The sequence below is a fragment of the Cellulomonas sp. C5510 genome, from assembly GCF_019797765.1.
GTDB lineage: Bacteria > Actinomycetota > Actinomycetes > Actinomycetales > Cellulomonadaceae > Cellulomonas.
The window spans coordinates 713,556-727,039 of record NZ_CP081862.1 but is presented as its reverse complement, the minus strand read 5'-3'; the positions used below and the strand labels follow the sequence as shown (position 1 = coordinate 727,039).

The following is a 13,484-nucleotide window of genomic DNA, read 5'->3' as shown; positions in this document are numbered from 1 at the left end:
CGGCCGGCGCGCACACCGGCCGGCAGCCCCGGTCGCGGCCGGCGCCCTCGCGGGGGCGCCGGCCGCGTCGGGTCAGCTCGCGGTCTCGAAGCCCAGGGCGTCGAAGTTCGCGACCACGGAGTCCCACGCCTCCTGCGCGGTGGCGCTGTCGGACTCGACCAGGCGGATGCCGTCCGTGACGAGGGTCTGGATGCCGGCGAAGTTCTCGCCGCGGTAGCCGCCGGCCGCGGCGTCACCGGCCGCAGCCGCGAGGTCGCCGTAGATCTTGCCGACCTGCTGGTCGCCGAAGAACGGGTTGGTCGACTCGGCGATCTCGGGGGCGGACATGGCCTCGAGCTGCGACGGGAACTGGCCGGTGGTGTTGAACCAGTCGATCGCCGCGTCGGGCGAGGTCAGGTAGTCCGCGAGCTCGGTGGCCCACGCGGTGTTCTCGCCGGTCGACGGGACGGCGAAGAACGAGCCGCCCCAGTTGCCGCCGCCGTCGGGGAACGTGCTGGCGATGCGCCAGCCGTCGATGCCGTCGGCGTTGTCCGCGATGATCCCGGTCATCCAGGCGGGCGTGACCACGGTGGCCCACTGCTCGTTCTGGAACCCGGCGCCCCAGTCGGCGTGGCCGATGGCGATGCCGGCGGAGATGTCGTCCTCGGCGGCGTCGGCGAACATCATGAAGAGGTCCTTGACCTCGGTGTTCTCCGACAGGTCGTACGGCAGGCCGGACTCCGGGTCCTCGAACGCGGCCGGGAGCAGGTTGATGGCGGCCTGGAACGCGTTGGTCAGCGAGTCGATGAAGTAGTTGTCGCTGGCGGCGACGTACTCGCGGCCGGCGTCGAGGAACGTCTGCCAGGTGGCGTCGTCCCCGCCGATGAACTCGCCCAGCGACTCCGGGTCGGTCGCGACGCCGGCCTCGGCCGTCATGGTCTCGTTGAACGCGATGGCGAGCGGGCCGATGTCGGTGCCGTAGCCGGTGATCGCGCCGTCGACGGAGCCCTGCGTGACCTTCCAGTCGACCCAGCGGTCCGGGATCTCGGGCAGCTCGACCCAGTCCTCCGGGACGGCCATCATCTCGGCCCACCAGTCGAGCTCGACCAGGTGGACGTCGGACAGGCCGGCGCCGTCGGAGGACAGGCCGTTGCGCAGGACGGTCTGGGCGGAGGCGCCGTCGGGGAACGAGTTGACGACGACCTCGATGCCGGTCTCCTCCTCGAACGAGTCGAGCAGCTCCTGCGGGAAGTCCATCCACGCGGCGACGGTCAGCTTGTCGGGCTTGTTGTCCTCGCTCGGCTCCTCGGCGGTGCCGCCGCCCCCGCCGCCACCGCCGCACGCGGTGAGAGCGAGAGCCGTGACGGCAGCGGCAACGGCTGCTCCTGCGGACTTGCGGGTGATCCTCATCGGTGAGGTCCTTTCCGGTTTCCGGTTTCCAGCGGGCGTTTCAGCGGGAGTCGTGGTCGGTGGTGGCGGGGGCGATCGACGCCACCGCCCAGGCGGGCAGGTCGAGGTCGATCACCAGCACGCCGTCGGCGCCGACCGTGACGGTGCGGCGGTCCAGGGCGTCGGCGACCTCGGCGAGCTCGGCGACGTCGCGGCGCGACAGGTTGAGGGGCTCGCCGCGGCGGAACCACTCCTCCGCGACGTTCCCGTGCTCCCAGTCGAGGACCTCGACGGTGTACGCGGCGCCGGCGGGCAGGCCGGCGACGGTGTGCGTGATCCGGCGGGCGGGCCCCTCGGAGGCCAGCGCGCGGGTCGCGGCGTAGCTGTTGGCGCTGCCGACGGAGCGGGAGCCCATCGACTCGGGGTAGTTGAAGAACACCCCGGCGACGGCGTCGTCGGCGGTGCGGGTCAGCACCCCGTGCTCGGTCTGCAGCAGCATCCGGTCGCCGAGGCGGTTCAGCATCGCCATGGCGTGGAACGTCGGCTTGTGCAGGCCCTGCTCGTTGACGAACCCGAACCCGCCGTGGAACGGGCCGATGCCGCCGCCGCCCTCCTCGAACACGTCCGTGAACGTCCAGTACGAGATCGAGTCGGCGAGGTCCTGGCACTGCAGGAACGCCCGCGTGATGTACGTGGCGGCGAACAGGGTGTCGTGCATGCGGTCACGGCTGGACGGCGACGTCGACCACTCGGTGATGTGCAGCTCGGCGTCCGGGTACGGGCTCGCGGCGATGATCTCGCGGAGCAGGCGCAGGTCGTCGCGGGTCGCGTCGCGGTGGCGGCTGATCGGCCGGCCGACCCCCTGGGTGTCGAACGCGAAGTCCGTCGGGTACAGGTGGGTCGACAGGAAGTCGATCGGCAGGTCCCGCTCGGCGCAGTACGCGATGAGCTCGTGGATCCAGACCGGCTTCCACGGCAGCACGTCGGGGTCGGGCGCCTCGGCGGTCGCGCCCTCGAGCGAGGGGTCGTGGTACTCGCCGTCGTAGCGGGCGTCCGGGACGAACACCGACGACGACGGGCCGCCGACCCGGAGCTGCGCGTCGACGCCCTTCACCGCACGGGCGGTGGCGGCGTAGAGCTCGAAGTACTCCGTCCTGGTGCCGGTCCAGAAGTGCGGCACGAGGTTCGGCTCGTTCCACACCTCGAACGGCCAGCGGCGCACCTCCTCGACGCCGTACCGGTCGACCCAGTGCTGGACGGTGGCGGTGACGAGGTCGACCCACGCGTCCATGTCCGTGGGCGGGCTGCCGTGGGCCTTCCACCAGAACAGCGTCTCGGTGTCCCGGGCGAGCTCGCGCGGCATGAAGCCGAGCTCGACGAACGGGCGGGCACCGGCGTCGAGGATCGCGTCGACCACCTTGTCGACGTACGCGAACGTGTAGACCGGCTTCTCGAGCGGTGTGGGCGGGCCGAACCCGCCGCCGTTGGTCGCGCGGTACACGAACATGTCGTCGTGGAACACCCCGTGGAACCGCACGGAGCGGGCCCCGAGCACCTCCACGGCCTCGCGGAAGTGGTCCTGCCAGTCGACGCGCAGCGCCTCGTTGGCCCGGCCGGCGCCGAGGCACTGGCTCCAGACGTGCCGCAGCTCGATCTCAGCCGCGGGGCGACCGTCGATCAGTAGGGTTGACGGCGGTGCGTCGACAGGCACGCAGACCTCCTTTGGTCGGCGGGGCCGCTGCCGTGCGGCCCCTCGTGAGTTCGAAACAGTTTCGCAACCTGTATCGTGGCTTGACCGTAGAGGGTCGGCGCACCGTCTGGCAACACCCGGTCCCGAATCGGTGCTTTCTGCGCGCCGACTGTTATAGAGTGGCGAAACAGTTTCGATCTGAGGAGCTCCATGTCGAGTGGTCCGGAGCGGCGGCGCGCCACCCTGTCCGACGTCGCCGCGGCCGCCGGCGTGTCCAAGGCCACCGTCTCCAAGGCGCTGAACGGCCGGGACGACGTCTCCGCCGACACCCGCGAGCGGATCCTCGCCGCGGTCGCCGAGATCGGCTACCGCCCCACGACGAGCCTCGCGCCGGTCACGTCGCGCCGCGCCGTCGCGGTCGTCTTCGACATCCCCGCCTCGCCGTACATCCTCGGCGTCCTCCAGGGCACCATCGACGCCGCGACCGCCGAGCAGGTCGACCTGCTGGTGCGCCTCGCCCCCGAGCGGGCGTCCCGCACGCAGCGCACGGTCGCCCGCGAGTGGGTGGCCGACCAGCGCGCCGCCGGCGTGGTCGGCATCATCGGCCTGACGCTGACCGCGCCCGACGGGCTCATCCGCGCGGCGAGCGACGCGGACCTGCCGTTCGTCATGGTCGACCCGGTCGACACCCGGCACCGGCACATGGTGAGCGTCGGGTCGAGCAACTGGGCCGGCGCGCGCACCGCCACCGAGCACCTCATCGGCCTCGGCCACCGGCGCATCGGCTGGATCGGCGGCCCCGAGGCCTCCGACGCCGCGCGGGACCGGCTCTACGGCTACCAGGCGGCGCTCGACGCCGCCGGGCTCACCGTCGACCCGGCGCTCGTGCGGTCCGACCAGTTCGCGGTCGCGCCCGGCACCCGGCACGCGCACGAGCTGCTGACCCTCGACGAACCGCCGACGGCGATCATGGGCGGCGACGACGAGATCGCCGTCGGCGTGCTGGCCGCGGCCCACGCGCTGGGGGTGCGCGTGCCGGAGCAGCTCAGCGTCACCGGGTTCGACGACACCCCGCAGGCCGCCTGGACCACGCCGCCGCTCACCACCGTGCACCAGCACCTGGAGGAGATGGGGCGGATGGCCGTGCAGACCGTGCTCGCGATGGCCGACGGCGGCCGGCCCGCGTCGCGGCACGTCGAGCTGGCGACCTCGCTGACGGTGCGCGCGAGCACGGGCCCCGCGCCGGCCTGAGCACGGGGTGCCGGACCTGGTCGGGAGCGCACCGGCCCGGGCCGGCGTCGCACCCGGCCGTCACCCCGCCGGCGGCGCCGTCGACTCCCGCACCACGAGGGTGGTCGAGAGCTGCACGTGGTGGGAGTCGACGCCCTCGCCGCGCGCGAGCTGCAGCAGGGTGCGCAGCGCGACCCGGCCCATCTCGACGACCGGCTGCCGGACGGTGGTGAGCGGCGGCGCGGAGGACGAGGCCGCCGGGCTGTCGTCGAACCCCACGACGGACAGGTCCTGCGGCACGCGCAGCCCGTGCCGCTGCGCGGACGCGAGCACGCCGAGCGCGATCGAGTCGGACGCCGCGAACACCGCCGTCGGCCGCTCGGCCTGGTCCAGGACGTGGTCCGCCATCTCGAGCCCCGCCGCGAACGTGTGCGCCCGCGAGCGCACGAGGGCCTCGTCCACCTGGCCGCCGCCGGCGCGCATCATGCTGAGGTAGCCCTGGAGCCGCTCCGAGGACGGCAGGAACGACTCGGCCCCGCCGGCGAACGCGATGCGGCGGTGCCCGAGGTCCAGCAGGTGGCGGGTGGCCTGCACCCCGCCGGAGAAGTTGGTGGAGCCGACGGAGACCGTCGAGTCGTCCAGCGGGTTCACGGGGTCGATGTGGACGGTCGCGACGCCGAGGTCCCGCAGGAGGGCCTGCTGCTCGGGGGTGGTCTGCAACGTCACGAGGACGACGCCGGCGCGGTCGGGAGCTGCCTGTCGTCGGATCCAGCCCGGGGACAGCGGCGGTGTGCTGCCGCCGGGCACGTCGAGCACGTCGACCGCGACCTCGATGCCGTGCTCCCGCGCGGAGGCGACGACGCCCTCCAGCACCCGCATCGCGTAGATGTCCGACAGCGTCCGGAACACCACGGCCACCCCGACCGGCGGCGTGCCGGCGCGCGGCCCGGTGGTGGGCGCGTAGCCGAGCGCGTCGATGGCCTCCTCGACGCGCCGCCGGGTCTCCGCGGAGATGCCGGGGCGGCCGTTGAGCACCTTGGACGCGGTCGACGTCGACACCCCGGCGGCGGCGGCGACCTGCTCGAGTGTGGGCCTGCGCGGGCGGTCTGACATGCGGGGAAGTCTAGCGAAAGAGTTTCCACGACCGGTAGCCCCGGGGCGGCGCAGGCAAGGGGAGGGACGAGCACTTCCGCCCGAGGCCGACACCGTCTAGGGTCGAGGCAGCAGAAACGCGACGGAAACAGTTTCGTCGCGCGGGGCGTCGACGCCGGCGGGCGGACGTGCGCCCGCACCCGGCCCGACCCCTCGGAGGACCTCCGCCGTGACCACCTTCCACGTCGCCGTGACCGGCTCCGACCGGGCGGACGGCTCCCCCGGCGCCCCGTTCCGCACCGTCAACCGGGCCGCGCGCGCCGCGATGCCCGGGGACACCGTGCTCGTCCACGAGGGCACCTACCGCGAGTGGGTGCGGCCCGTGCGCGGCGGCACCGGCGACGACCGCCGCATCACGTTCGAGGCCGCCCCCGGCGAGCACGTGACGATCACCGGTGCGGAGGTCGTCACCGGCTGGGTGCCCGAGGAGGGCACGGTCTGGCGCGCCGAGGTGCCGAACGCCCTGTTCGGGGAGCTCAACCCGTTCGACGAGCCCGTCGCCGGCGACTGGCTGCACCCCGGCCCCGTGGTCCACCGCGGCGCGGTGTACCTGGACGGCCGCTCCCTGCACGAGGCGCCCGACCGCGCCGCCGTCACCGCCCCCGAGCGCCGCACCCACGTCCGCTACCAGTGGACCGCGCTCGACACCGAGCTGCTGGAGCCCGACCGGACCGTGCTCGTCTGGTACGCCGAGGTCGGCGAGGACGTCACGACGATCTGGGCCAACTTCGCCGGCGCCGACCCGAACGCCTCCCTCGTCGAGGTCAACGTCCGGCCCTCGGTGTTCACGCCCGTGCGGCACCACATCGACTACGTCACCGTGCGCGGGTTCGAGCTCGCGCAGGCCGCGACCCCGTGGGCGCCGCCGACCGCCGAGCAGCTCGGCCTCGTCGGCCCCGGCTGGTCGAAGGGCTGGGTCATCGAGGACAACCTGGTCCGGGACGCGACGTGCGCCGGGATCTCCCTCGGCAAGACCGCCGCGAGCGGCGACAACTTCGCGTACGAGCGGGGCGACAAGCCCGGCTACCAGTACCAGCTCGAGTCCGTGTTCACCGCCCTGCACCAGGGCTGGGAGCGCGAGCGCGTCGGCTCCCACGTCGTGCGCCGCAACGAGATCCGCGACTGCGGGCAGAACGGCGTCGTCGGGCACCTGGGCTGCGCGTTCTCGACCATCGAGGACAACCACATCCACCGCATCGGGACCAAGCACGAGTTCTCCGGCTACGAGATCGCGGGCATCAAGCTGCACGCCCCGCTCGACGTCGTCATCCGGCACAACCGCGTGCACGACACCACGCTCGGCATCTGGCTCGACTGGCAGGTGCAGGGCACGCGCGTCACCCGCAACCTGCTGTACGGCAACATCCGCGACCTGTTCATCGAGGTGGCGCACGGTCCCGCGACCGTCGACCACAACGTGCTGGCCTCCCCCGCGGCGATCGAGCTGTTCAGCCAGGGCAACGCGTTCCTGCACAACCTGGTGCTCGGCGCCGTGCGGATGCAGGCCGTGCTGGACCGTGCGACGCCGTACCACGTGCCGCACTCCACGCAGGTGGCGGGCTACGCGTTCGTCTACGCCGGCGACGACCGGTACGTCGGCAACCTGTTCGTCGGCGCCCGGCGCGGCGTGTACGGCCCGGAGGCGCCGCTGGTGCTGGAGGAGTTCCCGCCCGAGACGTTCGGCACGCACGCCTACGACGGCGCACCCGGGTCCTGGGAGGAGTACCTGCGCCGGGTGGGGACGCCCGGCGGGGCCGGCGACCACTCCCGGTTCCACCTCGAGCAGCAGCCCGCCTACCTCCGCTCGAACGCCTACGCGGACGGCGCCCGGCCCGCCGCGCACGAGGCCGACGCCGTGACCGTCGCCGGCCCCGCGACCGTGCGGGTGGTCGACGAGGGCGACGCCGTCTACCTGGAGCACGACCTGCCCGGCGCCCTGGTCGCGCCGTGCGTCGGCGTCGTGACCGGCCGGGACCTCGGGCACGTGCGGATCGCGTCGGCGTCGTACGAGAACCCGGACGGCACGCCCCTCGTCGCGGACGTCGACCTGCTCGGGCACCGCAAGGAACCCGGGACCGCCTACCCGCCGGGCCCGCTGGCCTCCCTCGCCGACGGCGCCGCGCGCGTCCGGGTCTGGTGAGCGCGATGGCCCGGTTCTACGCCCCCGCCGTCACCGCCTTCCACGCCGACGGCACCCTCGACCTCGACGGGAACGTGGCCGTCTGGGAGCACATCCTCGACGGCGGCGTCGACGGCATCGTCCTCATGGGCAGCACCGGCGAGTTCTTCGCGCTGCTGCCCGAGCAGAAGCGCGCGCTCATCGACCTGGCCGTCCAGCACGTCGCGCCACGCGCCGACCTGATCGTCGGCACCGCCTGCCTGCGGGTCGACGAGACCGTCGAGCTCAGCCGGTACGCCCTGGACGCCGGGGCGCCCGCCGTCATGGTCGTCAGCCCGTACTACTTCGCGCTCGAGGACGCGAGCATCGAGGCGTACTACTCGGCGATCGCGGAGCAGGTGCCGGGCGACATCTACCTGTACAACTTCCCCGCCCGCACCGGCTACGACCTGGGGCCGGACGTCACGCGGCGGCTGCTGCGCCGGCACCCGAACATCGTCGGCTACAAGGACACCGTGCAGGAGGTCGGCCACACCCGGCGCCTGCTCACCGAGCTGCTGCCGGAGTTCCCGGACTTCCGGGTGTTCGCCGGGTTCGACGAGAACCTGCACCACGTGGTGACCTCCGGCGGCGCCGGCGCCATCGGGGGGCTCGCGAACCTGTACCCGGAGTACTGCGCCGCCTACGTGCGGGCCGTCGACTCCGGGGACGCCGCGGCGATCGCGCGGGCCCAGCGGCGCATCGACGTGCTCATGGGGTTGTACTCCCTCGGAGCGCCGTTCTTCCCGCTGCTCAAGGAGGGCATGGTCGGGCGGGGCGTGCGGATGGAGCACCACTCCACAGCGCCGCACCTGCCCGCGACGCCCGAGCAGGCCGAGGCGCTCGCCGCGCTCATGGCCACCGTCGAGGACATGCCGTGACGTCCGGGGCGGACGTGCTCGGGGGCCTGCTGGAGCCGCATGACGGCATCTACGCGCTCCGCTCGCACGCCGAGGGGCCGAGCGGCCGGCTGCCGCTGACCGCCGAGGTGCTGCGCGACTCCCCCAGCGGGGACGTGTTCGGCATGACGCAGAACGCCGGCATGGGCTGGCCGCGCGCCAACATGCTGGGCCCGCAGGTCATGATCGTCTCCACCGCCGGCGGGCTGCGGTCCGAGGCCGGCGAGCCGATCGCGCTCGGCCTGCACTCCGGGCACTTCGAGCTGGTCGACCAGGTGCGCGCCGCGTCCGAGACCATCGCCGAGGCCGGCGGCCTGCCGTTCGCGTCGTTCGTCTCCGACCAGTGCGACGGCCGGTCGCAGGGCACCACCGGCATGTTCGACTCCCTGCCGTACCGCAACGACGCCGCCACCGTCATGCGCCGGCTCATCCGCTCCCTGCCGACCCGGCACGCCGTCATGGGCGTCGCGACCTGCGACAAGGGGCTGCCGGCCACGATGATGGCGCTCGCCTCCCAGCACGACCTGCCGACGATCCTGGTGCCCGGCGGCGTCACGCTGCCGCCGACCACCGGCGAGGACCTCGCGCGCGTGCAGACCCTCGGCGCCCGGTTCGCCAACGACGAGCTGAGCCTCGCCGACGCGTCCGAGCTCGGCTGCCGCGCGTGCGCGTCCCCCGGCGGCGGCTGCCACTTCCTCGGCACCGCCGGCACCAGCCAGGTGATCGCGGAGGCGCTCGGACTCGCACTCCCGCACTCCGCGCTCGCGCCCTCCGGGGAGCCCGTCTGGGCGGAGATCGCCCGGCAGTCCGCGCGCGCCCTGCTCGACATGCGGCGCAGGGGGATCACCACCCGCGACGTCCTCACCCCCGAGGCGTTCGAGAACGCGATGGTCGTGCACGCCGCCGTCGGCGGGTCCACCAACCTGCTGCTGCACCTGCCCGCCATCGCCCACGCCGCCGGCGTCCCGCGCCCCACGGTCGACGACTGGGCGCGCACCAACCGGGCCGTGCCCCGCATCGTCAGCGTGCTCCCCAACGGGCCCGTGCAGCACCCCACCGTCCGGATGTTCCTCGCCGGCGGCACACCCGAGGTCATGCTGCACCTGCGCGACCTCGGCCTGCTGCACCTCGACGCGCTCACCGCCACCGGCGAGACCCTCGGCACCGTGCTCGACTGGTGGGCCGGCTCCGAGCGCCGCGCCCGCATGCACCAGGCCCTGCGCGACCAGGAGCACGTCGAGCCCACCGACGTCATCATGAGCCCCGACCAGGCGCGCCGCCGCGGCCTCACGCCGACCACCGCGTTCCCGATGGGCAACCTCGCCCCCGAGGGCTCCGTCATCAAGTCCACCGCCATCGACCCGTCCCGCATCGTCGACGGCGTGTTCGAGCACACCGGCCCGGCCCGGGTCTACACCTCCGAGGCCGACGCCATCGCCGCCATCAAGGCCCGCGACGTCCACCCCGGCGACATCATGGTCATCATGGGCGGCGGCCCCCTCGGCACCGGCATGGAGGAGACCTACCAGGTCACGTCCGCGCTCAAGCACCTGTCCTACGGCAAGGAGATCTCGCTCGTCACCGACGCGCGGTTCTCCGGCGTCTCCACCGGCGCCTGCATCGGCCACGTCGGGCCGGAGGCGCTCGCGGGCGGCCCCCTCGGGCGGCTCCGCGACGGGGACGTCGTGTCGATCCGCGTCGACGTGGAGCGGCTCGAGGGGTCGGTCGACTACGTCGGGTCCGTGGACGGCGCGCGGGTGTCGGCGGTCCAGGGTGCCGCTGTGCTCGCGGCGCGGCCGCCGCACCCCGGGCTCGCGCCCCACCCGCTGCTGCCCGACGACACCCGCCTGTGGTCGGCGCTCCAGGACGCCAGCGGCGGGACGTGGGGCGGGGCGGTGTACGACGTGGACCGCATCGTGGAGGTGCTGCGGGCGGGGACGGCGGCGCTGGCAGCGACGGCACGGGAGGACGCCGGCGGGGCCTGAGGACGGGCGGCCCGCCGCTGCGGCGGCCGGAGCGGACGCCCCGGTGGCCGGCCGGTCGGGACCGGCCGGCCACCGGTCGTCAGACGCGGAACGTCGCCGCGCCGCCCGCCACGAGCGCCGTCAGGACGGCGCCCTTGCGGTCCGCCGGGGCGGCCAGGTACTCGTCCGCCGCCGCCCGGTCCAGCAGCAGCGCGAGGGACACGGTGCGCCCGGTCGACTCCTGCCAGGTGGTGAGGCGTCCGAGCACCTCCTCCCGGGTCCCCACGATGTCGACCAGCGACGGGTCCGCCGTCGTCACCGACGTGACCTTGTGGTCCTCGTCGAGGTCGAGCACGAGGGACGCCCACAGGCTGCCGGCGTCGTGCACGCCGAGGACGACCGTCGTCCCCGCGGGCACGAGCGCCCGGGCGGCGCGCTCCACGTCGTCCCGTGACGCGCCGGTCGCCCACTGCAGCCCCAGCACGTCCCGCGCGGCGCCCGGGAACGTGACGATGCCGTCCGGGTACCGGTCGAGCAGCGCGTACGTGCGCTGGACGAACACATCCAGGTCCTCGTCGATGTCCCAGGAGTCCTGGACGGCGGCGAAGTAGGAGTCGACGGCGTCGCGCTCCATCACCACCACGAAGTCCACGGCCTCCGCGTTCTGCGTGTACAGCGCCTCGGCCAGGGCGTGCGGGTCGTCCACCCGGTCGACACGGCCCGCGCACGGGGTGCCGGCGGTGTGCCGGAACTTCACCACCGTGCCCCGGTCGTGGATGACGACGAGCCGGCGGGCGGCCTTGGCGGAACGCAGCAGCAGCGACTGGGCGTTGCGCCACTGGTCGACGTCGATGTCAGCCATGAGGACGTCTTGATGCAGCATGAAGGTGCTCCTCTCAGGCGGTGACGGTGCACCGGTAGACGTGGATCGAGTACGGCGCCATGCGCTCGGCGACGGTGGTGCCGGAGGTGGTGACGTCGCGGTCGTCCCAGACCTCGCGGACCTCCTTGAGGCCGACGCCCAGACCGACCTCGGCGTCGACCGGCTCCGCGGTGGGGTTCGCGACGAACACCAGCAGCGTGCCGGGGTCGTGCGGGTCGGAGTGGATGGTGACGTCGAGGCGCGGGTCGTTGGTGACCACCTCGTGGGCGCCCGCGTCGCGGACCACCCGGGCCACGGCCTGCGGGACCGCGTCGAGCTGCGTCACGACCGTGACGGAGCCGGCGCCGACCTGCGCGGTCACCACGTCACCCGCCGCGTCGGCGAGCGCCTCGCCGACCGCGTCGGCGAGCACCGGGCAGGGCCGCATCACGCTGTCGAGCCCCGGCACCTTCGGCCCGATGACGACGTGACCGCCGCCGCGCGCGAAGTCGACCAGGCCGCGCTGGACGCCCTCGTCGAGGTAGTCCAGCGTCGTGAGCACCACGACCTTGCGGCCCGCCCAGCGCTCGGGGCGCAGGTCGGTGTCGGACAGCACCGTGCTCGCGCCCGTCGCCGCGAGGGCGTCCGAGAACGCGCCGAACCACGTGCCCTTGGCGAGCTGCACGGGCTGGTCGAAGCCGAGCGTCGCCTCGCTGACCGTCACCGGCCCGGCGTACTCCGAGAAGCCCGACGGCGTCTCGAGGAAGTCGCCCGGGAAGGACACCAGGACGCTCGTCGCCTCGAGCCGGTCGTACTCGCGGTTGGCCAGCAGCAGCACGTCCGCGTCCCGCCGGAACCGGTGGTACTCGCCGCGGTCCAGCATCGCGTTGACGTTCCCGAACATCGCGACCTTCTCGGGGCGCTCGCGCCCGTCGCGGCGCACCGGCGAGTCGAGCCACCGGTCGCGCTCCACGAGCATGTACCGGGAGAACCCGCGGATGCCCTGCATGAGGGCCGCCTTGGTGACGAACTCCTCGTCGTGCCAGTCGCCCGGGTTGAGGTACCAGGGCCACACGCCGGCGATGAACTCCGGGATGTACGGGTAGCGGCTCGTGCCGGCCACGTACGACGCGACCGTCTTGACGTGGGAGAACAGCTCCTTGCGGGAGTAGATGTCGAACCCGACGAAGTCGAGCTTGTCCTCCAGCCGCATGAGGTTGAACGGGGTCGTGAACCCCGACGCGGCGCCGCCCGGGCCCAGCGGGTGCGGGTAGTTGTGGAACAGGGTGATCCCGCCGAGCCCGCGCTCGCGCATCATCCCGGCGAGCCGGTCCATGGCGTCCACGAGGTACTGCTCGCGGTACTCCGCCCAGTCCGCGTACCAGGGGATGTCGGCCTTGTCGGTCGCCTCGAACCGCCGCGGCGGCTCGACCTCGGACAGCTCGGCGTACGGCCGGGAGTACGCCGCCGCGACACCCGGCAGGTCCCCGTACTTGCCGACCAGGAACGCCCGGTAGTTCTCGAGCGACTCGGCCGAGTAGTCGGCGATGTACGCGTTGACCCCGAAGAAGTACGCCATCTCGTTGTCGACCTGCGCGGAGACGATGCCGCCGTTCGGGTAGGCGTGCTTCGCGAGGATCGAGCAGATCGCGTCGTACCAGAGCGCCGTCTCCTCGTAGAACGCCTCGGAGGCGTAGTTGAGGGCGGGGATCGGCTTCGGCACCTGCGTGAGGATCACCTTGGACCCCTTGCCGCTCACGGCGTGCAGCCGCTCGTCGGCCAGGATGCGCCGGGGGTACCCGAACCACGTCAGCTCGGAGTTGATCTGCGGCCCGGGTCGGACGACGATCCGGAAGCCCTTCTGCTCGCAGAGGGTGAGGAACGCGTCGATGTCGTTCGACGGGTTGATCTCGCCGAAGTCGAAGCGGCCCTTCTCGATCTCGTGGGCCTCCCACGGGATGTAGATCGAGATCATGGTGAAGCCCATGCGCTTGACCGAGTCGAGGATCGGTTCCCAGCGGTCGCGCTCGAGGCGCCAGTAGTGCACGGCGCCGCCGTAGAGGCTGACCTCCTCGCCGTCGACGGCGAGGGAGCTGTTCTGGATCGTGACGGGGCGGTGGGTGCCGGAGTGGTGTGGCACGGGGCGTCCCTTCCTTCCTGG

General features: G+C 73.2%; 9 protein-coding genes. 4 read left to right on the top strand and 5 right to left on the bottom strand.

The window, feature by feature from the left end:
- Window positions 1–72 precede the first annotated feature (72 nt).
- Window positions 73–1,389: an extracellular solute-binding protein gene (locus tag K5O09_RS03325; RefSeq protein ID WP_222171444.1), complete on the bottom strand. Its 1,317-nt coding sequence runs from the start codon at window positions 1,387–1,389 to the stop codon at window positions 73–75.
- A gap of 40 nt (window positions 1,390–1,429) precedes the next feature.
- Window positions 1,430–3,079: a beta-xylosidase gene (locus K5O09_RS03320; protein ID WP_222171443.1), complete on the bottom strand. Its 1,650-nt coding sequence runs from the start codon at window positions 3,077–3,079 to the stop codon at window positions 1,430–1,432.
- 189 nt (window positions 3,080–3,268) lie between these two features.
- Here K5O09_RS03320 and K5O09_RS03315 point away from each other — a divergent pair, with 189 nt between their 5' ends.
- A complete protein-coding gene (locus K5O09_RS03315) occupies window positions 3,269–4,309 on the top strand; it encodes a LacI family DNA-binding transcriptional regulator (RefSeq protein WP_222171442.1) in 1,041 nt (346 codons plus the stop codon).
- Window positions 4,310–4,369: 60 nt separating this feature from the next.
- On the opposite strand, the gene K5O09_RS03310 is transcribed toward K5O09_RS03315, so the two are convergent.
- A complete protein-coding gene (locus K5O09_RS03310; RefSeq protein WP_222171441.1) occupies window positions 4,370–5,401 on the bottom strand; it encodes a LacI family DNA-binding transcriptional regulator in 1,032 nt (343 codons plus the stop codon).
- A 208-nt stretch (window positions 5,402–5,609) separates the two neighbouring features.
- Between K5O09_RS03310 and K5O09_RS03305 the strand changes: the two genes are divergently transcribed.
- Genes K5O09_RS03305 through K5O09_RS03295 form a run of 3 tightly spaced genes read left to right on the top strand, consistent with a single transcriptional unit; the run spans window position 5,610 to window position 10,482 of the window.
- Window positions 5,610–7,580, top strand: coding sequence for a right-handed parallel beta-helix repeat-containing protein (locus K5O09_RS03305; protein ID WP_255596042.1), 1,971 nt, complete (start codon window positions 5,610–5,612; stop codon window positions 7,578–7,580).
- A 5-nt stretch (window positions 7,581–7,585) separates the two neighbouring features.
- Window positions 7,586–8,479, top strand: coding sequence for a dihydrodipicolinate synthase family protein (locus K5O09_RS03300; RefSeq protein ID WP_222171440.1), 894 nt, complete (start codon window positions 7,586–7,588; stop codon window positions 8,477–8,479).
- Window positions 8,476–10,482 carry a YjhG/YagF family D-xylonate dehydratase gene (locus tag K5O09_RS03295; RefSeq protein WP_304518599.1) on the top strand — a complete coding sequence of 669 codons (2,007 nt, stop codon included), beginning with the start codon at window positions 8,476–8,478 and terminating at the stop codon, window positions 10,480–10,482. The genes K5O09_RS03300 and K5O09_RS03295 overlap by 4 nt, the downstream gene beginning before the upstream one ends.
- Before the next feature lie 79 nt (window positions 10,483–10,561).
- Here K5O09_RS03295 and K5O09_RS03290 read toward each other — a convergent pair whose 3' ends face one another.
- The gene (locus K5O09_RS03290) at window positions 10,562–11,323 is read right to left on the bottom strand and encodes a hypothetical protein (protein ID WP_222171439.1); all 762 of its coding nucleotides are present in this window, start codon (window positions 11,321–11,323) and stop codon (window positions 10,562–10,564) included.
- A 34-nt stretch (window positions 11,324–11,357) separates the two neighbouring features.
- Entirely contained in the window at window positions 11,358–13,463 is a 2,106-nt protein-coding gene (locus K5O09_RS03285; RefSeq protein ID WP_222171438.1) for an alpha-amylase family protein, read from the bottom strand.
- Window positions 13,464–13,484 lie beyond the last annotated feature (21 nt).

Excerpts from the sequence above, each read along its gene's own strand:
- K5O09_RS03290 (WP_222171439.1), bottom strand. The coding sequence starts at position 11,323 with ATGGCTGACATCGACGTCGACCAGTGGCGCAACGCCCAGTCGCTGCTG.
- K5O09_RS03325 (WP_222171444.1), bottom strand. The coding sequence starts at position 1,389 with ATGAGGATCACCCGCAAGTCCGCAGGAGCAGCCGTTGCCGCTGCCGTC.
- K5O09_RS03315 (WP_222171442.1), top strand. The coding sequence starts at position 3,269 with ATGTCGAGTGGTCCGGAGCGGCGGCGCGCCACCCTGTCCGACGTCGCC.
- K5O09_RS03310 (WP_222171441.1), bottom strand. The coding sequence starts at position 5,401 with ATGTCAGACCGCCCGCGCAGGCCCACACTCGAGCAGGTCGCCGCCGCC.
- K5O09_RS03300 (WP_222171440.1), top strand. The coding sequence starts at position 7,586 with ATGGCCCGGTTCTACGCCCCCGCCGTCACCGCCTTCCACGCCGACGGC.